The organism is Pseudomonas sp. 01L34 (assembly GCF_056400265.1).
On sequence record NZ_JBFTSX010000002.1, the window covers coordinates 402,690 to 420,013 of the forward strand.

The 17,324-nt window shown below is 57.1% G+C and carries 18 protein-coding genes, 1 tRNA gene and 3 pseudogenes; 11 read left to right on the plus strand and 11 right to left on the minus strand.

Annotated elements, in window-relative coordinates; genetic code table 11:
- Position 1: 1 nt before the first annotated feature.
- The gene (locus tag AC1DQM_RS06205; protein WP_019649207.1) at positions 2-895 is read right to left on the minus strand and encodes a DMT family transporter; all 894 of its coding nucleotides are present in this window, start codon (positions 893-895) and stop codon (positions 2-4) included.
- Between the two features lie 135 nt (positions 896-1,030).
- Here AC1DQM_RS06205 and AC1DQM_RS06210 point away from each other — a divergent pair, with 135 nt between their 5' ends.
- Positions 1,031-1,468 (plus strand): Lrp/AsnC family transcriptional regulator, encoded by a 438-nt coding sequence (locus AC1DQM_RS06210; protein WP_007941786.1) that lies wholly within the window; start codon positions 1,031-1,033, stop codon positions 1,466-1,468.
- Positions 1,469-1,556: 88 nt separating this feature from the next.
- On the opposite strand, the gene AC1DQM_RS06215 is transcribed toward AC1DQM_RS06210, so the two are convergent.
- Positions 1,557-2,228, minus strand: a complete 672-nt coding sequence (locus AC1DQM_RS06215) for a Bax inhibitor-1/YccA family protein (protein ID WP_018927616.1) — start codon at positions 2,226-2,228, stop codon at positions 1,557-1,559.
- Positions 2,229-2,351: 123 nt separating this feature from the next.
- Between AC1DQM_RS06215 and AC1DQM_RS06220 the strand changes: the two genes are divergently transcribed.
- From AC1DQM_RS06220 to AC1DQM_RS06235, 4 genes and pseudogenes are all read left to right on the plus strand, one after another.
- Positions 2,352-2,439, plus strand: a tRNA-Ser gene (locus AC1DQM_RS06220).
- 205 nt (positions 2,440-2,644) lie between these two features.
- Positions 2,645-2,853, plus strand: a pseudogene (locus tag AC1DQM_RS06225) (hypothetical protein).
- A gap of 419 nt (positions 2,854-3,272) precedes the next feature.
- A complete protein-coding gene (locus tag AC1DQM_RS06230) occupies positions 3,273-3,668 on the plus strand; it encodes a winged helix-turn-helix domain-containing protein (RefSeq protein ID WP_225602748.1) in 396 nt (131 codons plus the stop codon).
- Between the two features lie 22 nt (positions 3,669-3,690).
- Positions 3,691-3,879 (plus strand): annotated as a pseudogene (locus tag AC1DQM_RS06235) (integrase); the annotation flags it as partial.
- A 1,098-nt stretch (positions 3,880-4,977) separates the two neighbouring features.
- On the opposite strand, the gene AC1DQM_RS06240 reads toward AC1DQM_RS06235, so the two are convergent.
- From AC1DQM_RS06240 to AC1DQM_RS06250, 3 genes are all read right to left on the minus strand, one after another.
- The gene (locus AC1DQM_RS06240) at positions 4,978-5,448 is read right to left on the minus strand and encodes a hypothetical protein (RefSeq protein ID WP_138867256.1); all 471 of its coding nucleotides are present in this window, start codon (positions 5,446-5,448) and stop codon (positions 4,978-4,980) included.
- A 261-nt stretch (positions 5,449-5,709) separates the two neighbouring features.
- On the minus strand, positions 5,710-6,246 hold the full coding sequence (locus AC1DQM_RS06245) for a dihydrofolate reductase family protein (RefSeq protein ID WP_018927610.1): 537 nt from the start codon (positions 6,244-6,246) through the stop codon (positions 5,710-5,712).
- 168 nt (positions 6,247-6,414) lie between these two features.
- Positions 6,415-7,014, minus strand: a complete 600-nt coding sequence (locus AC1DQM_RS06250) for a TetR/AcrR family transcriptional regulator (protein ID WP_026331592.1) — start codon at positions 7,012-7,014, stop codon at positions 6,415-6,417.
- Positions 7,015-7,163: 149 nt separating this feature from the next.
- On the opposite strand from AC1DQM_RS06250, the gene AC1DQM_RS06255 reads away from it, so the two are divergent.
- From AC1DQM_RS06255 to AC1DQM_RS06275, 5 genes are all read left to right on the plus strand, one after another.
- The gene (locus tag AC1DQM_RS06255; RefSeq protein ID WP_138867255.1) at positions 7,164-8,264 is read left to right on the plus strand and encodes an alkene reductase; all 1,101 of its coding nucleotides are present in this window, start codon (positions 7,164-7,166) and stop codon (positions 8,262-8,264) included.
- A 52-nt stretch (positions 8,265-8,316) separates the two neighbouring features.
- Positions 8,317-9,105, plus strand: coding sequence for an SDR family NAD(P)-dependent oxidoreductase (locus tag AC1DQM_RS06260; protein ID WP_138867254.1), 789 nt, complete (start codon positions 8,317-8,319; stop codon positions 9,103-9,105).
- Between the two features lie 81 nt (positions 9,106-9,186).
- Positions 9,187-10,056: an alpha/beta fold hydrolase gene (locus AC1DQM_RS06265; protein ID WP_138867253.1), complete on the plus strand. Its 870-nt coding sequence runs from the start codon at positions 9,187-9,189 to the stop codon at positions 10,054-10,056.
- 67 nt (positions 10,057-10,123) lie between these two features.
- Complete coding sequence (locus tag AC1DQM_RS06270; RefSeq protein WP_138867252.1) at positions 10,124-11,122, plus strand: NADP-dependent oxidoreductase; 999 nt, start codon at positions 10,124-10,126, stop codon at positions 11,120-11,122.
- 349 nt (positions 11,123-11,471) lie between these two features.
- Entirely contained in the window at positions 11,472-11,633 is a 162-nt protein-coding gene (locus AC1DQM_RS06275) for a hypothetical protein (protein WP_018927603.1), read from the plus strand.
- 270 nt (positions 11,634-11,903) lie between these two features.
- On the opposite strand, the gene AC1DQM_RS06280 is transcribed toward AC1DQM_RS06275, so the two are convergent.
- The 3 genes from AC1DQM_RS06280 to AC1DQM_RS06290 all read right to left on the minus strand — a co-directional run bounded on the left by AC1DQM_RS06280 (position 11,904) and on the right by AC1DQM_RS06290 (position 13,569).
- Entirely contained in the window at positions 11,904-12,473 is a 570-nt protein-coding gene (locus tag AC1DQM_RS06280; protein WP_111453858.1) for a DJ-1/PfpI family protein, read from the minus strand.
- Positions 12,474-12,626: 153 nt separating this feature from the next.
- The gene (locus AC1DQM_RS06285; RefSeq protein ID WP_018930324.1) at positions 12,627-13,283 is read right to left on the minus strand and encodes an HAD hydrolase-like protein; all 657 of its coding nucleotides are present in this window, start codon (positions 13,281-13,283) and stop codon (positions 12,627-12,629) included.
- Between the two features lie 130 nt (positions 13,284-13,413).
- Positions 13,414-13,569, minus strand: a complete 156-nt coding sequence (locus tag AC1DQM_RS06290) for a hypothetical protein (protein WP_155944828.1) — start codon at positions 13,567-13,569, stop codon at positions 13,414-13,416.
- Positions 13,570-13,648: 79 nt separating this feature from the next.
- On the opposite strand from AC1DQM_RS06290, the pseudogene AC1DQM_RS06295 reads away from it, so the two are divergent.
- Positions 13,649-13,810: pseudogene (locus AC1DQM_RS06295) on the plus strand (DMT family transporter); the annotation flags it as partial.
- Between the two features lie 259 nt (positions 13,811-14,069).
- On the opposite strand, the gene AC1DQM_RS06300 reads toward AC1DQM_RS06295, so the two are convergent.
- From AC1DQM_RS06300 to AC1DQM_RS06310, 3 genes are all read right to left on the minus strand, one after another.
- On the minus strand, positions 14,070-15,680 hold the full coding sequence (locus AC1DQM_RS06300; RefSeq protein ID WP_138867250.1) for a gamma-glutamyltransferase family protein: 1,611 nt from the start codon (positions 15,678-15,680) through the stop codon (positions 14,070-14,072).
- A gap of 81 nt (positions 15,681-15,761) precedes the next feature.
- On the minus strand, positions 15,762-16,541 hold the full coding sequence (locus AC1DQM_RS06305; RefSeq protein WP_018930320.1) for an amino acid ABC transporter ATP-binding protein: 780 nt from the start codon (positions 16,539-16,541) through the stop codon (positions 15,762-15,764).
- A gap of 2 nt (positions 16,542-16,543) precedes the next feature.
- Positions 16,544-17,317 carry an amino acid ABC transporter permease gene (locus AC1DQM_RS06310; protein ID WP_086946256.1) on the minus strand — a complete coding sequence of 258 codons (774 nt, stop codon included), beginning with the start codon at positions 17,315-17,317 and terminating at the stop codon, positions 16,544-16,546.
- Positions 17,318-17,324: the final 7 nt, after the last annotated feature.

The window sequence follows — 17,324 nt, forward strand, 5'->3', positions numbered from 1 at the left end:
TTTATTGTGTAGCCACCCGCCGAAGCTTCAGGCCCCAACCCTGTTGCATCCCGGCGGCGGCCAGCAGAATCGCGGCGACACCGATCCATTGCAGCGGCTCCAGGCGATGACCGAAGGCAAACCAGTCCACGAAAATCGCCGCAATCGGATAGATGAACGACAACGCGCCGGTCAGGGCGGTCGGTAGCTTTTGAATTGCTCCGTAGAGCAGCACATACATCAAGCCGGTATGCACGATACCCAGGGTCACCAGGCTGGCCCAGGCACTGGGCGCTTGCGGCATCGCCGAGAAGTGCGCAAAGGGCGCGAGCAACAGCACGCCGGTGCAGACCTGGATCAACGCGATCAGATGCGGTGGCGTGCCGGTCAGGCGTTTGATGATCAATGCGGCAATCGCGTACAGGAAGGCAGCACCCAGCGCCAGAGCGATCCCCATCAGGTAATCGTTGCCACCCTCGCCTTGCTCGCCATGTGCGCTGACAATCGCCAGCATCCCGAGAAACGAAATGCCCAGCCAGAACAGTTTTTGCAGGGTGATTTTCTCCCCGAGAAACAGCGCGGCCAGCCCCACCAACATGAACGGCTGGACGTTATAAACCGCCGTGCCGATGGCAATCGAGGCGCGAGAATAGGACGCGAACAACAGCACCCAGTTACCGACAATCGCCACGCCACTCAGTACGGCCAACACGAAAGTGGTGGACGTCAAAATGCCCGGGCGCAGAAAGCCGAACGCCGCGCAAATCAGCAACAAGGTGGCGGCACCGAACACACAGCGCCAGAACACCACGTCCAGCACCGGTTGCCCGGACACCAGCACGAACCAGCCAATGGTTCCGGAAATCAGCATGGCGGCGGTCATCTCGAATGAGCCGCGACGTAGTGTTCTGTCCATCATCAACCTCCTGTGTTTGAGGCCAAAGTATGCCAATCCGCCGAGGGGCTTCTCCAGCGCAAAAAGCAGGCTAAACTCGGTATCTGCCTTTTTTATCAAGGCTTATCCAGCCGATTGCCTAACAGGGGATTCGCCATGACCGACGACATCGACCAAGTGCTGATCAGCGCATTGATGGAAGACTCCCGCCGCTCACTCAAGGCCCTGGCACAGATCAGCGGCCTGTCCTCGCCCAGCGTTGCCGAGCGCCTGCGCCGCCTCGAAGAACGCGGCGTACTCAAGGGCTATACCGTCGAAATCGACCCTAAATGCTTCGGCTATCAACTCCAGGCCATCGTCCGCATCCGCCCGTTACCGGGCCAGTTGCAGGAAGTGGAACGGCAGATTCAGGCGATCCCCGAATTCACCGAGTGCGACAAAGTCACCGGCGACGACTGCTTCATCGCCCGCCTGCATGTGCGCTCGATGGAACAACTGGACACCCTCCTCGACCGCCTCAACACCCACGCCGAAACCAACACCGCCATCGTCAAGAAAACCCCGATCAAACGCCGGCTGCCACCGATGGCGTGAGTGCTGTTTGGTTCGCAAAGACGTGGATACCCCGATTCCCAGACGATAAAAAACCCGCCGAAGCGGGTTTTTTACTCAAGGCTGGCGATCAATCATCGCGGCCCATGATGCCGAACAGCTGCAGCAAGCTGATGAACAGGTTGTAGATCGATACATACAGGCTGATGGTCGCCATGATGTAGTTGCGCTCGCCGCCGTGAATGATGGCGCTGGTCTGGAACAGAATGCAGACCGAGGAGAACAGCACGAAACCTGCGCTGATCGCCAGTTGCAGACCACTGATCTTGAAGAAGAAGCTCGCCAGCGTCGCACCCAGCAACACGAAGAAACCGGCCGTGATGAAACCACCCAGGAAGCTCATGTCCTTACGGGTGATCAGCACATAAGCCGACAGGCCGCCGAACACCAGCGCGGTCATCGCGAAGGCCGAGCTGACCACTTCCGCGCCGCCCTGCATGCCCAGGTAACGGTTGAGGATCGGGCCGAGCAGGAAACCCATGAAACCGGTCAGCGCGAACGCAGAAACCAGGCCCCACGCCGAGTCACGGAGTTTGTTGGTGAGGAAGAAAAGGCCGTAGAAGCCGATCAGCACCACGAAGACGTTCGGGTAACCGACACGCATCTGCTGTGCGACAAACGCCATCACGCCGCTGAATGCGAGGGTGAGGGCGAGTAGGCCGTAAGTGTTGCGCAGGACGCGGCTAACCTCTAGCTGCTCAGCCTGCACGCTGTTATTAACTGCGTAATCCTGTTCGCGCATGGCGACACTCCTGTTGGTTTGAAACGTTCAGTCGCAAAGATCATAACAGACGCTCTGTAACAAGCCATGCAGAGAGTTTGACAGTGTGTTTCATTCAGGTATTATGGCGCCCGCAACGCAAACGGAGGTGTGGCCGAGTGGTTTAAGGCAACGGTCTTGAAAACCGTCGACTGTAACAGGTCCATGAGTTCGAATCCCATCGCCTCCGCCATCTTTATACGACAAAGCCCTGATTTTTCAGGGCTTTGTCGTTTCTGGGGTTTGGTGAAAATCTCGGCTCTCGGCATGTGTTCCATAACTATTATGGACGTGTTCCAGAACTCAGCGGCTGAACCCCCTCCTCCGGCGTCCTGCTGATCGTTAAAAATCCTTCACGTAAGGTGGTGCTACGCTGTCCTCAAAACCGAGGATTTGCGATGCCACATTCGGACCGTCCCCCTCCCTGCTGTACAAGATCAACGAAAACCAACTCGCGCTCGAAGCCGCCATCATGGAGCTTTCCAACTGGGTCGAAGCCCGCGGCTCAGCCGACGTCGCCGACAACGTGCGCGGCGCCTTGGACACCATCGACAAGAACGAAGAGTTCATCAAGATGACGCTCGCGGTACTGATGACGCTGGAGTGAATTAGCACTGCATCTTATCGCTACCCCGCTACCACCTCGCCTCAAATACTGAGGCGAAACCGTGGATCCGTACGAAATCGAAGACACCCGCAACTGGCTGGAATGTCCTTAATCCTCCCTATCAAAACCAACGTACGTTCGATCTTTTTTAAAGATTTTACGATTGCTGAAACGTATCATCACCGAAATTAGCCGGTTTTAACCGAAATACACTCTGCATTGCACTGCGCCATCTCCGCTGACCTAGGAATTTCTCTATTTCGAGCCAGCTAGCGGAAGAGCAATACATCCAAAGAAACATCCTCACTTAGATGAATATCGATACGCCCCCCTCCAGACGACCCTCCGCTTTCGAGGCGCACGCCCCCGTTGAAAAGAGTATGTTCAACGCAATACGCGCACAAAGTTCAAATGCATGGATGCTAGTCGAGCCTCTGCGATTACTTACTAACAATGAAAAAACTATCAATCTAACCAAGATGGAGTACGCAGTACTCGACTTGTTAATAAGCAGCACAGAACGGATAGTAAGTAATGATGCCATTGCCAAAAAACTAAACAAAAACCTTGACCACTATAAGGGACTGGTGATGTGCCTCAGCAGGCTACAAGCGAAGTTCAAGAGGTCCGCTAGAGGAGATAACCTTTTCCGCTCGGTGAGAAATCGCGGCTACTGCATCGTCCAAACAATACACATTGAGAAGGACTTATCTAACAGGCATACCGCATGCGATGAAAAAACCTGGAAGCGCTGCTCGCCCCCCCCCCCGCCACAGCATCTACTTGCTAGCCGATGCATCTGCCTATTGGGTTGACGTATGTAGCGGCTCTGGCACGGAGGAGGTGCCGAGCTTCCATGAAGTGCGGGCGCTGTCGCTGCACCTGTGGAAGAACGCCGGAAACGATGGACAGAAGATCGCAGGGCACGCGAGCGAGGGCATGACCAAAAACTACCAGCGGGACCACGAGAAAATCGTCCGGCCTGAGGCGATACCGGATCTGAATATCAGCGAAATCACTGGGTAGTTTTGCGTAGACCTGAAACGAGAAAGGGGACCAAGCCACTAAGCGCTTGATCTCCTCACGAAATATGGTCGGGACGGAGTGACTCGAACACTCGACCCCTAGCACCTCATGCCGGGGACTGTAACGACCTAAGCTATTGTTTTAGAACGAATATGACCCCCTTTAAGAGTGGCAAAACATTCGATTTTTTGTGCTTATGCAAACGGAAACACGCGGCCTCCAGAGGAGGTTTTGCGCAAGCCACCGCAGGAGAATGACGAGGTGACATTGCGAAACTTTCTGCATCCGCTAGAACTTCGAGATGGCGCAGAATTGTCTGCCCGTCACCTCGAGGAAGGGACATGGCTGTAATCACGAAGAGTGACTTGGTGTACAAGTACACTTGGTCGGCAGATCAAGGCGACAACCCGCATTACACTGGGTTGCTGGATCGCGACAAGGTAGACCGGGACGAGGGACACCAGGTTGTACATTTTCCGACAGTAGTGCCCTCCCTTCCAGGCGTTCTGCCGACCTGAACCCCAAGCCCCTAGTTTGCCCCTGCCCTTACGCACCAGCCAAAAAACCGAGTAATCAGCGTGTTTTTTCCTCCTAAAGACCAAGCGCCGGATATGTATTAACCCTGATACATGAAAGGTTATTATTTGACGCTTTTCTAACAGAGGCACATTGCTATGATCCCGGCAAACTCCACTGCTAGAGGCTCTGAAGTGAAATTAACACCTGCCGAAAAGACCAAGTCTCGGGGTTGGGAATGGGCCTATAAAAAAATCCGGAGTTTTGGTTGCTCTCGAAGAACGGCCATCTACAGGGCAAGCCTCTATGCTCTTCGAGGTGACTCGGGAGGTTTCTCAAGCGAGCGGAGCTTGCAAAGATTCCGACTACGGCGTTAACCAAGCTGGTCATCACCGGTACGCCATGGCTCGACCCGATCCCCCTTCGGGCTGCAGGGCTGCGGCCACAAAGACAACCCTGACTACAAGACCGGCGCCTGCAAGATCTCCATCAACTGCTAAGACAAGCGTTGGAACTCCTTCTCGGGGCGGCATGGGGCCGCGTACGGTGGCCGAGTAGGTCCCTTGATCTCCCCCGACGGCCTCACGCTGGCGTCACACATTCCGCCGCCGACGATGACACCCCGCCCGAACCAATGACATGCATGACCGACTCGACCTGCCAAAGTCTGTTCGCGCTGGCGCGATGGTTGTGCACATCGATCCGCCCCTCGGCGACCATTCCAGGCGTCAGCGGCCGAGTGATGGACATGGTCGACTTGCCGCGTTGCAGCTTCTTCAGTTGCGCCGTTGCAGCTTCCTGGGCGCTCTTCTGATCCGTATGTGTCTTGCGGATGATGTAGCGCGGACCCGCCTGACTGTCGGCGTCCTCGTTGGCCTCACCGGCATTGTCCGGGGCATTGCCGTACACCGACACCGCCCCGGCGACTATGCCCGTGACTACCGGCACCTTGCGCTGCTCGGCTTCGTTGAACCAATACGCGACCACCAACTGATAGTCGTTGCGCTCTTGGATCGTGACCCGGCCGCTACTGTTTTCCGGATCACAAATCACGACGGTCGGCAGCGCCGCGCCGGTGACGGTCTGAGCCCCCCCCTAGGCACCACTACCAGGCGACCGTCGACCGGCTTCGCCACGGCGCCCAGTTCACGTGCCAAACGCGTCAGTAGGTTCATATCGGATTCGGCGCGCTGGTCGATATGGCTGAAAACATGCTTTGCCAGCTCCGGCGCTACGGCCGCAATGTAGCATGCTCCTTGGCCATCTTGGCGACCAGAGCGCCCAGCGTTTTGGATCGGACCTCCCTCCGGAAAATCAAGGAACCAACTGATAGGTTGACTGCACTAGACCGGAAGGAAAACACCGGCTATTTACTAGCTTCAATTCAATGTCCTGCGTAAGGGCCCCGAACAATGGTCTTCCCGACCCAATCAGCACGGGAACAGTGGTGATCACCATATCGGCGACTAACCCGTCACGCAGGAATGACTGCACCAATTGCCCGCCATCGACATAGACTCGATGCACACCTTGCCTCGCCAGTTCCGCCAGTAGGTCTGAAGGAGTGAGGTTGGAAAAACGCACTTTCCCCTCTAGCGCATTAGGCACCTGTGAATCGGCCAACTGTTGAGACAACACGATTACTGGCAGGTCGTAGAACCAAGTGTCGAAGGTCAGCACTTTCTCATAGCTCCCCCTCCCCATCACGATAGCATCCTTATCGGCGATGAAGCCCAGGTAGCCGTGATCCTCACTCTGATCATCGCGCTGCAATAGCCAGTCAATGTCACCGTCGGACCTGGCGATATAGCCATCTAGACTGATGGCGATGAAAACATGTGCAGTAGTCATAGAAGTTTCCTTATTCAGACGACGCATGACTGACCGCAAAGAGGATAGCAAAACTAATATATAGCTAAATTTCTTAGCTGGTTTTCTACAAATCCCGCTCAAATCAAATGGGTCAAAAAAACCGTGTAGCGTATTTTGATCGCGCGAATAGGCCGTTCACGCTTTGAATTAATCTTCCTTCAACACCGGTTCAACTTCATCGACCGGCAACGAAGCCAACATTTCAGCGCGACAAACCTCAAGGATCTCATCCGCGAGTGCAGAATCATCCGGACAGGCACGCGACAAAATAATCGCGCCGACAGCGCGAGACAGCAGGTCGATCATTTTCTTTCTCCCCTCTCCCGCCTCGGCATCCGGTCCCGTCGGATATTTCTCTCCCAGCGTTTGCAGGGTGTGTTCAATGCCTTCGGCAAATGTCGTTTTCACATCATCCGATTGACGCGCCGCGTCGCTGCACAACGCGGCCATGGTGCAACCGCTGCCACGTCCGTCCCGATGTTCTCGGGTCACATAGACGTTGATGAAGCCCGGAACATCGAGCGCTTGGGCGCCTGTCAGCGATTTGGCAAGACTGCAGGCCGAGGCTTCGGCCATCAGGTCGGCCTTCGACCCGAAGTGCTTGTAGAAGCCTCCATGGGTGAAACCGGCAGCCGCCATGAGATCCGCCACACCGACGCCATCAAAGCCGCGCTCACGGAACAGCTCTGAGGCCGTTTCAACGATGTGCTCTCGATTGGCCTGCGCCTGGGCCTTGGTCACTCTCACGTGCAATACCTCGTGTTTACCGGAAAATCATGCGTCCAATCATACATAGATGCTGGTCATAATCAAAACCGTTGACAGTTTAGATTTCGATCATCATCCTAATTGCACGCAACACCGATCTCCATCAACGGGCACGGAAGAAATACCAGATGACCAATCAGAATCTGTTCACCCCTTACACCCTTGGCAGCCTAACGCTGTCGAACCGGGTAGTCCTTGCGCCGCTGACACGTAACCGCGCAGGCCAGGGCTTCGTCCCCAGCGAGTTCGCGGCCACCTATTACAGCCAACGCGCCAGCGCCGGCCTGCTGATCAGCGAAGCCACGCAGATTTCCCGACAGGGCCAGGGCTATCAGGACACCCCCGGGATCTACACGCAGAAGCAGATAGACGGCTGGCGCACCGTGACCGATGCCGTCCATGCCAAGGGCGGAAAAATCTTTCTGCAACTGTGGCATGTCGGCCGCGTGTCGCATGTTGATCTGCAAGAAAACGGCGCCGCTCCTGTGGCCCCTTCTGCACTGCGCGCCGCCACCAAAGTGTTCGTCAACAACTGTTTTGAAGACGTCTCCGAGCCGCGCGCACTGGACATCAGCGAACTGCCGGGGATCGTCTCCGATTTCCGCCAGGCCGCGGCAAACGCGGTCGCCGCCGGGTTCGATGGTGTGGAGATTCACGGTGCAAACGGCTATTTGCTGGATCAATTCCTCAAGGACAGCGCCAATCTGCGTACCGACGCTTACGGCGGTTCGATTGAGAATCGTGCGCGCCTGTTGCTCGAAGTGACGGCGGCGGTCGTTAATGAAATCGGCGCGGATCGCACCGGTGTGCGCCTGTCTCCGGTTTCGCCGGCCAATGGCGTATCCAGCAGCGATCCGCAGGCGCAATTCGATTACGTCGTTGAACAACTCGACGCCCTCGACGTGGTTTATCTGCACGTGGTCGAAGGCGCGACCGGTGGCCCGCGCGACGTGGCGCCCTTCGATTTCGGCGCCCTGCGCCAGCGCTTCAAAAACACCTACATCGCCAACAACGGCTATGACCTGGACCTGGCGACTTCGAAACTCGCTGAAGACCAGGCTGACCTGATCGCCTTCGGTCGCCCGTTCATTGGCAATCCGGATCTGGTGGAGCGCCTCAAACGTGGCGCGCCGTTGTCCGCGTTCAATCCCGCCACCCTCTATGGCGGCGGTGCGGCTGGCTACATCGACTACCCGACGCTGGCTGAATCGAGCGCTATCGCAAGCTGAGCCATCAGTGATCGCGCTTTCTGTTTCTCACATCCTGAAAGAGAGATAACCCATGAGCACTCGCCCTACTGTTCTCATCACTGGCGCCTCCACCGGCATTGGCGCGGTCTACGCCGAGCGCTTCGCGCAACGCGGCCACGATCTGGTACTGGTCGCCCGCGATCAGGCGCGCCTGGATGCACTTGCAGCGCGCTTGCGCAGCGAACACGACGTCGCCGTCGATGTCATTGCGGCGGACCTGACCCAACTCAGCGATCTGACAACCGTTGAAAGCCGCCTGCGCGACGACGCCCGCATCGGCATCCTCGTCAATAACGCCGGCGCCGCGCTGTCCGGTAACTTCATCGACCAGAGCACCGACAGCGTTGCGCAACTGGTCGCCCTCAACACCACGGCGCTGGTGCGGCTCGCCAGCGCCATCGCCCCACGCCTGGCCAAGGCAGGCGACGGCGCGATCATCAACATCGGTTCGGTGGTAGGTCTCGCGCCGGAGTTCGGCATGACAGTCTACGGTGCGACCAAGGCATTTGTGCTGTTCCTTTCCCAGGGCCTGAGCCTGGAACTTTCGCCTCAGGGCGTCTACGTGCAGGCCGTGCTGCCCGCCGCCACCCGCACGGAGATCTGGGATCGCTCCGGCGTCGACATCAACACCTTGAGCGAAATCATGGAAGTGGGCGATCTGGTGGATGCCGCCCTAGTCGGTTTTGATCGTCGTGAACCGGTGACCATCCCGCCGCTGCACGAAGCGGAACGCTGGGATGAGCTGCAGAGAGCACGTCAGGGCCTGCTGGGGCAAATCCGCCAGTCTGCAGTCGCCCAGCGCTACCAGACCCAACCGTGATCTTTTGGTAGCGAGTATCCGCGCCGGATTCGATGCAGGCGCAAGGCACTGCATCGAACCCGGCCACTGTCCGGAGTAGCAATGAATTCAACGCAGACAAGTACGCCCTCGGGTTCACAGACGTCGTTCATCAACGCGACGAACCAGTCGATCACGGTCAACGGCATTCCCTTTGCCTATCGCGATACCGGCCAAGCAACCGGTGTGCCCCTCGTACTGTTCAACCATTGGGGCGCGGTGCTGGACAACTTCGACCCCGCGATCATCGATGGCCTTGCACAAACCAGACGCGTCATTACCACCGACTATCGCGGCATCGGCGGCTCTGGCGGAAGCGCACCACTGACCGTCGGCGAAATGGCTGACGATGCCATCCAGCTGATTCATGCGCTGGGGTTGGAAACCGTTGATGTGCTCGGTTTCTCCCTCGGCGGCTTCGTCGCTCAGGACATCGCCCTGAAGGCGCCTGATTTGGTGCGGCGTTTGATTCTGACCGGCACCGGACCAGCCGGCGGCAGCGGTATCGACAAGGTCGGCTCGGTGACATGGCCATTGATGCTCAAAGGCTTGCTGACCTGGCGCGATCCGAAGTTCTACCTGTTCTTTACTTCGACGCCCAATGGTCGTCGATCCGCCTCGCAGTATTTACAACGCCTGAAAGCACGCAAAAAAAATCGCGACAAAGGCCCGACGCCCAGCGCTTTCCTGCGGCAGTTGAAAGCCATCACTGCGTGGGGCAAACAGGCGCCACAAGACCTCAGACGCTTGCGGACGCCGACGCTGATCGTCAACGGCGACAACGACATCATGGTGCCCAGCGTTAACTCGAGTGCACTGGCAAAGCGTATCCCCAACGCACAACTGGTGATTTATGAGGATGCCGGGCACGGCGGTATTTTCCAACACCACGTTGACTTTGTGGCCAAGGCGCAGGCGTTCCTCGATGCCTGACAACACGGCGCAGCAACGCCGCAACACACCGGCTACCCTCCTTACAACCGAAAAGAGCTGCACCACGATGAAAGCATTTCTAATTGATCGCTATGGCAAGAACCCCGGGCGGATTGGCGAAGCGCCCGCCCCCGCAGTGGGTGCCCACGACGCCTTGATCGAGGTACACGCCAGCAGTGTCAACGTGCTGGATTCGAAGATCAGCAAAGGCGAATTCAAGCTGATCCTGCCCTACTCATTTCCGTTGATCCTGGGTAACGATCTGGCAGGCGTCGTGATTGAGGTGGGCTCGAAGGTGACACGCTTCAAACCGGGAGACGAAGTGTACGCTCGCCCACCGGAAGCGCGGATCGGCACGTTCGCCGAATTGATCGCCGTGAACGAGAACGCGATCGCCCTGAAACCTGCCAATACCAGCATGGCACAAGCCGCGTCCCTCCCCTTGGTTGCACTGACCGCCTGGCAAGTGCTGGTCGAAACCGCCCAACTGAAAAAGGGTCAGAAAGTGCTGATTCACGCCGGCTCCGGCGGCGTCGGCACCCTCGCCATCCAGCTCGCCAAACACCTCGGTGCGTTTGTCGCTACAACCACCAGCACTGCGAATGTCGAATGGGTGAAGGCATTGGGGGCCGATTTGGTGATCGACTACAAACAGCAGAACTTCGAAAGTGTCTTGCACGACTACGACGTAGTGTTGAACAGTCTCGGCGCCGATGTCCTGGAGAAGTCACTCAAGGTGCTCAAGCCAGGTGGCCAGCTCATTTCCATCTCTGGGCCACCCACTGCGCAGTTCGCACAGGAGCAAGATTTGTCCTGGCCATTGAAGCAAATCATGCGCCTGCTGAGCCTCGGTATTCGGCGCAAGGCCCGCAAGCAAGACGTCAGCTACAGGTTTGTATTCATGCGGGCCAACGGCGCCCAACTGCAACAAATAACCGCGCTCATCGAGGCCCGCATCATCAAACCGGTGATTGACCGCGCCTTCCCCTTTGAATCAACGGCAGAGGCGTTGAAGTATGTCGAGCAGGGACGAGCCAAAGGCAAGGTCGTTGTTTCGATCAAATGACTAAGCCGCCTATCGATGAGTCGACCGAAGAGCCCGACAAACTTTTAGCACGCCAGCATTCTTCATCCGGGCTGAGCGAGTTGACGACACTAGAGTTGCCGAAACCGGAAGCGCAGCAAACGGACGTCGTGCCTGTAGCACCAACTGTGATCCTATGGCGCAGTTTGATGCTTAAGCAGTAGATCTCGGCCTCGCCACAGCCACCGTACAAAGCACATTCATAATCAGTTTGGCGACTCTCTCCGTAGCACAATTGACGAACCCGAGGATGAATATACGTTCATCAAAAACATTGTTCTATGCGTCTAGCCTGTGGGTTCCGACATAGTGAATACAGGAGTAACCCACCATGTTCTCGCACGAAAGCATCCCGCTGATCATCATTTTCATCATCCTGCTGCTTGGCGTGCTTACCGCCGTCCTCCATCCGGTACATGCGTTCTATAGCTGGCTTCAGAGGCGCAGGGAAAAATCATCCGTCGAGATCGCGAAAGAGGTGGATTCGCGCTGAATTTTTTTTAACGAGCCCGGCTAAGTCCGGGCATTTTTTTGAAGCTTTCGGGCCGATTCTGTTGAAAAAGTCGGCCTTGGTTTGCGCATCAGAAAAGTACGCGTCCGAGATTGAAATCCGAGTCCTGAACCTTCTGCCCAAAACACAGATTTAAATCTCAGGCACGTACTTTTCTGCCGTGGAAACCGAAGCCGACTTTTTCAACAGAATCGGCCAAGAGCGGACACTCGAGCACATCACCTGGTTGGCTGTTTTTTCAGGACGAAGCGGTCACCCGTGTTCTGCTGCCAACATTGACCTGAACTGAGAAATGATCTCTGAAGATAACCCGGCAGCTTCGAACACTGCGCAGGTAAAGCTAACGGGAGCAGGACCTGGCGCAGTTATGATGCGGTCAGCAACCACAGCTACTGGACTGCGTCGATAAAGCGAGGACCCTTCATAACCTGCGGCATTCTGTTGTAAAAAGTCAGCGCTGTTCGAGGTATGAGAAACCGTGTCGAGAAGCCCGGCTCTCGCAAGTGCCAGCGTTCCCCCACAGATACCGGCAATTGTCGCGCCACTTGAACGACTAGTATGAAGAAAGTCCCGAATATCCGGTGCATCTGCACGTTCCCAGATCATTCCACCGATGACGACAACAACGTCCGGTTTCCAGTCCAGGCATTGTTGCAAGCTGCAATTCACAGTTACTGCCAATCCACCCTGCGAGCGGAACTGTCCCGTAGTAGAGGCGAAAAACCTAACGTCGATCCCGTAGAACGGGGATGCAGTTCCTGCAATGAAAGCATATTCCCAGTCCGCAAAACCGGGTGTCAGTATCAATCCCACGCGTGCCATCAGTCAGAATCCTCCATGAAAACGAATAACATAAAGCGACAACACATAGGTCTCAACGGCTGCCTTGGGTCGAAAGTTTCCCCTCACCACTGACAGCTTTCGGCCAGAGGCTGATTGTTGAAATCGACTGAAATCGCCACTCAATGGTCAAGCCTATAAACTTGCGGATGACTCAAGGTGCGTATCACTTCCTGCCAGTCGCCGTAATTCGCTCACATCGGCGAACCACTCATGGGACTGAAGACTGTGGAATGCATCATATGCTCCATACCCCCAGGCGACCGCACCAAAGGCGATACCGGCAGTCGCAGCTGCTTCACCATCCGTAGGTTGGTCGCCGATGTAGATAACTTCCTCTTGCGCCACGTCGAATTTGCGCATGACCCGGCGCAAGCGAGACGCCTTGCCGAAAATGGAGGCGCCGCACTCGAAGGCCCGGATATGTTGACAGCTGGAGCCCAAAATTTGCTTGATATTTTCTTGGGAGTTAGAAGATACCACCGCCAGAATCAGTCCTCTCTCGTCAAGATGGGCGAGGGTATTTGCAATGTTATTGAACAGTGGGATCGAGCTTCGATGTTTCTTCATCAAGCTCATGAAGGTTCGCGCCACCAGAGGCAACTTCCAGCGAGGCATTCCGATATGAGCCATGATCTCCCGAGCCCCCTGCTTGCGCAAACCGTCCAACTCTTGCGGGTGAATTCGACTGAATGCGTGCCTGTCAGCGACCTGGTTGAACACTGAAACAAAGAACGGAAAGGAATCAGCGAGCGTGCCGTCAAAGTCGAAAATGGCAAGCCGGTATGACATGTAAAAGCTCCTTCCTGTAGTGGTGGCAGCCGAGTCCAGGCGGCTGCTTGTGCTGGGCGATTGATTCACCCGATTGGTGGGAAAGGCGCATTATCCCTGCTCCGGAATCTGCCCGGAAGGAGTAAGTGGCTTAACGCTGTTGCCGTATCTGACTACCTTCAAGGCCTTGACTTGATTTATCGAGCTCGCCGAGCATATTCCGATGATTGCCAAGGCCAAAGTCGTTTTTCTCGCCACCCGCAATCACCTCAACCATCCGCTTCAGCACTCCTTCACGGCGATGCATGGGAGTAAACGTCCCATCGATATGGGGCGGCATTCTATCGAACGACAAATCAGCGACAGGGATCGTCATCAATGCAATGCTGACCGAGCCGTTGTTCGCCGCGCTGCTGGCGTTTGTGGTGCTCAATGAAGTACCGCGCGAAAGCCTGTACGCAGGAGCGGTACTGATCATCGTCGGCCTGTGTTTTTCCAATGAGCTGATCCGCTTGGGCAGCAAAGCATCCGTCCCTTCGACCGAGTGAGCTACTTTCGGATCCTGATTGCTTTAGCAATCAGTGGTTTTGAAGTGTTTTCAGGGCTTTGTCGTTTCTGGGGATGCGAGCGAGCAGCCCCTCTAAGCCCCAGCAATCTCCACTGAACCTACCGCGCCCCAACCACGTCCAGTCGAAGAAGGCTAGAGAACACGCGAGGCCACGCTGTGCATCAGTTCCGCGCACGGATGCACAGCGTATTTCTCACGCAGAAGAGACCGAGTCGTCTTCGTTTGTTTTCAGCTACCCGTTACCACACAGCAATATGGGAATCGGCCCGCGGCTCGGTGCCGCCGCACAACACACCGGTGTCCGGGTCGCGGATGATGATCTGCCCTCGGCCATAGTTGATCAGGTCGCAATCGACCTGAACCTTATGTCCGCGCCGGGCCAGCGAAGCGGCCAAGTCCCTCGACGCCCCCTGCTCGATGCCGACTTTCATGCCTCCCAGCCATTGCCATCGCGGTGCATCCAGCGCAGCTTGAGGATTGAGACCAAAATCCACCAGGTTCATGACCATCTGCACATGGCCTTGGGGCTGCATGTAGCCACCCATGACGCCGAACGGTCCCACCGGCGCGTCACCTTTACTGATGAAGCCAGGAATGATGGTGTGGAAGGTCTTTTTGCCCGGTGCCAGGCAGTTGGCGTGGTCAGGGTCGAGACTGAATTCCTGCCCACGGTTCTGCAAGGCGATGCCGCTGTCTGGCAGCACCACGCCAGAACCGAAGCCGTGGTAGTTACTCTGGATGAAGGACACCATATTGCCCTGCGCATCTGCCGTGGCCAGGTACACCGTACCGCTGGCGTGAGGATCGCCGGGATCAGGTTGCTGAGCCTGATCAACGATCTGTTCACGGCGTTGGCTGCTATAGGTGTCGCTGAGAAGATCAGCCACCGCCACACGCATGTGCAGCGGATCGGTGATGTAATGCAGGCCATCGCTGTAGGCCAGCTTCATGGCTTCCAATTGACGATGCCAGGTCTGCTGGCTGTCTCGGTGATCGAAGTCGAAACCCTGAAGGATTTTCAGGGTCATCAGGGCCACCAATCCTTGCCCGCTTGGAGGGATTTCCCACACATCGTAGCCGCGGTAATTGATGCTGATCGGGTCCACCCATTGGGCGCGATAGTCCTGCAGGTCGCTGGCTCGCAGGTAGCCGCCGGTGGCGCGGGAATGGGCATCCAGCCGCTGAGCCAGAGCGCCGCGATAGAGGCTTTCGCAAGCGCTGTCCGCCAGTTCTTCCAGCGTTCGGGCTTGCGCCGGGTTGCGGAATAATTCACCGGCCTTTGGCGCACGGCCATCAATCAGGAACGTGTCGAACCAGGCGTCTAGCACCGGGTCTCGATGGGGGCTGAATTCATCCACAGCAGTCTGCCATTGTCGGGCGACCACCGGCGACACTGGGAAGCCCTCCCGGGCCAGACTGATCGCGGGCTGCAGCAACTCGGCAAAGGGCAGCTTGCCGAACCGTCTGGACAACTCCGCCCAGGCCGAAGGACAACCGGGCACCGTGACCGGCGTCCAGCCATAAAGCGGCATCCGCTCGTGACCACACGCCTTGACTGCATCGATCGTCAGTGCCGCCGGCGCTTGGCCGTTGCCGTTCAGTCCGTGCAATTGGCCTTTGCTCCAGACCAGAGCAAAGGCGTCGCCGCCCAAGCCGCAGCCGGTGGGTTCAACTACCGTTAGCGCCGCCGCTGTAGCGATCGCGGCATCAATGGCATTGCCGCCGTTGCGCATGATTTCGATGCCGGCCTCGGCGGCCAGTGGCTGTGAAGCCGCGACCATGCCACGGCGGGCAAACACACTCTGACGTTGCGACGGATAGGGATATTCGTGGGCAGAAAATTTCAACATGGCAAAAGCTCTTCCAAACAAAGATTCAATGGCCGCAGGTATCCGGTTCCATTGCCGGGTAAAAAACCCTGACTGAGAAGGTCACAGCACGCGACTGAGAAAGGCCCGAGTTCGCGGGTGTGTCGGTCGACTGAAGATCTGCTCCGGCGGACCCTGCTCAATCAGTTCGCCCTGATCGAGAACCACCACGCGATCAGCGACTTCCCGGGCAAAACCCATTTCATGGGTGACCACTACCATGGTCATGCCGTCATCGGCCAACTGCTTCATCACCTGCAGGACCTCGCCGACGGTTTCCGGATCCAGGGCGCTGGTGGGCTCGTCGAACAGCATGGCTTGAGGTTTCATCGCCAACGCCCGGGCGATTGCCACGCGCTGCTGCTGTCCACCGGACAACATCGACGGGTAATGCATGGCCTTGTCCGCCAGGCCGACCCGGGCGAGCAAGGCCCGGGCCTGTTCCAACGCTTCGGCGCGTGGCACGCCGAGCACCTGGATCGGTGCCTCAATGATGTTTTCCAGCGCGGTCATGTGGGGGAACAGATTGAAACGTTGAAAGACCATGCCGATGTCCCGACGCTGGCGAGCGATGTTGCGCTCGGAGTCGCGCACCAGGCTGCCGTCGGCGCGCTCGCGATACCCCATGGAGCGACCGTTGACGCGTATGCGCCCGCCTTGAATGTCCTCCAGCAGATTAATGCAGCGAATGAAGGTGGTCTTGCCTGAACCCGATGCACCGATCAACACCACCACTTCACCGCGCCGCACCTGCAAGGAAATCCCCTTGAGAATCTCCAGGTCGCCAAAAGACTTATGAATGTCCAGGGCCTCGATAATCAGTTCTTCACTTTTGTGCGCCATGCTTAACGCCCTCTCAGCAATTTGAGCGTGCCGCGGCCAAACATGCGACTGCCGGCCGCTGGCGGTGCGGGTCGATCGGACTGTCCGAAACGCGCTTCCAGCCAACGCTGGAAGAAACCCCAGAGGGTGGTCAGCAGCAGGAAATAAATCGCCACCACCAGGTACAGTTCAAATACCCGGAATGTCGCCGACGTGACCATTTGCGTACTCAGCAGCAACTCCTGCACGCCAATCACGCTGACCAGCGTCGTATTCTTGAGCATCACGTTGAATTCGTTGCCCAACGGCGGAACGATGACCCGGAACGCCTGAGGCAAAACGATACGCCGCATCAGTTTGGCGAAGGTCATGCCCAGCGAACGCCCAGCCTCATACTGTCCCTTGTCGACAGCGCCGATCCCGGCACGAATGATCTCGGCCATGTAGGCACCTTCGTTCAGGCCCAGGGCGATGATCGCTGCCTGAATATTGCCCGGCACCACCAAACCAAACAGTTCCACGTCCTCGAAACGGAAGATGCCGCCGGCCGCCAATGCGGTATAGAGAAAAACGATTTGCACCAACAGCGGAGTGCCGCGCATCAGCCACACATAGAACCGTACCGGCAGGTTGAGCAACGGGTTGCGCGACAGACGCATCAGCGCCGCTGCCAGCCCAAGCACGCAGCCCAACACCATTGCCAGCACACTGATCAGGCAGGTCAACCAGAGCCCAGTGAGGTACACCCCGCTGGGCTGCAAAAGGTATTGCCAGAACACATCCCAATTGAAATTCATCGAGCGC

Excerpts from the sequence above, each read along its gene's own strand:
- AC1DQM_RS06260 (WP_138867254.1), top strand. The coding sequence starts at position 8,317 with ATGAGCACTCGCCCTACTGTTCTCATCACTGGCGCCTCCACCGGCATT.
- AC1DQM_RS06210 (WP_007941786.1), top strand. The coding sequence starts at position 1,031 with ATGACCGACGACATCGACCAAGTGCTGATCAGCGCATTGATGGAAGAC.
- AC1DQM_RS06270 (WP_138867252.1), top strand. The coding sequence starts at position 10,124 with ATGAAAGCATTTCTAATTGATCGCTATGGCAAGAACCCCGGGCGGATT.
- AC1DQM_RS06230 (WP_225602748.1), top strand. The coding sequence starts at position 3,273 with ATGCTAGTCGAGCCTCTGCGATTACTTACTAACAATGAAAAAACTATC.
- AC1DQM_RS06305 (WP_018930320.1), bottom strand. The coding sequence starts at position 16,541 with ATGGCGCACAAAAGTGAAGAACTGATTATCGAGGCCCTGGACATTCAT.
- AC1DQM_RS06245 (WP_018927610.1), bottom strand. The coding sequence starts at position 6,246 with ATGACTACTGCACATGTTTTCATCGCCATCAGTCTAGATGGCTATATC.
- AC1DQM_RS06300 (WP_138867250.1), bottom strand. The coding sequence starts at position 15,680 with ATGTTGAAATTTTCTGCCCACGAATATCCCTATCCGTCGCAACGTCAG.
- AC1DQM_RS06285 (WP_018930324.1), bottom strand. The coding sequence starts at position 13,283 with ATGTCATACCGGCTTGCCATTTTCGACTTTGACGGCACGCTCGCTGAT.
- AC1DQM_RS06215 (WP_018927616.1), bottom strand. The coding sequence starts at position 2,228 with ATGCGCGAACAGGATTACGCAGTTAATAACAGCGTGCAGGCTGAGCAG.
- AC1DQM_RS06275 (WP_018927603.1), top strand. The coding sequence starts at position 11,472 with ATGTTCTCGCACGAAAGCATCCCGCTGATCATCATTTTCATCATCCTG.
- AC1DQM_RS06205 (WP_019649207.1), bottom strand. The coding sequence starts at position 895 with ATGGACAGAACACTACGTCGCGGCTCATTCGAGATGACCGCCGCCATG.
- AC1DQM_RS06265 (WP_138867253.1), top strand. The coding sequence starts at position 9,187 with ATGAATTCAACGCAGACAAGTACGCCCTCGGGTTCACAGACGTCGTTC.
- AC1DQM_RS06255 (WP_138867255.1), top strand. The coding sequence starts at position 7,164 with ATGACCAATCAGAATCTGTTCACCCCTTACACCCTTGGCAGCCTAACG.
- AC1DQM_RS06290 (WP_155944828.1), bottom strand. The coding sequence starts at position 13,569 with ATGCATCGCCGTGAAGGAGTGCTGAAGCGGATGGTTGAGGTGATTGCG.
- AC1DQM_RS06310 (WP_086946256.1), bottom strand. The coding sequence starts at position 17,317 with ATGAATTTCAATTGGGATGTGTTCTGGCAATACCTTTTGCAGCCCAGC.
- AC1DQM_RS06280 (WP_111453858.1), bottom strand. The coding sequence starts at position 12,473 with ATGGCACGCGTGGGATTGATACTGACACCCGGTTTTGCGGACTGGGAA.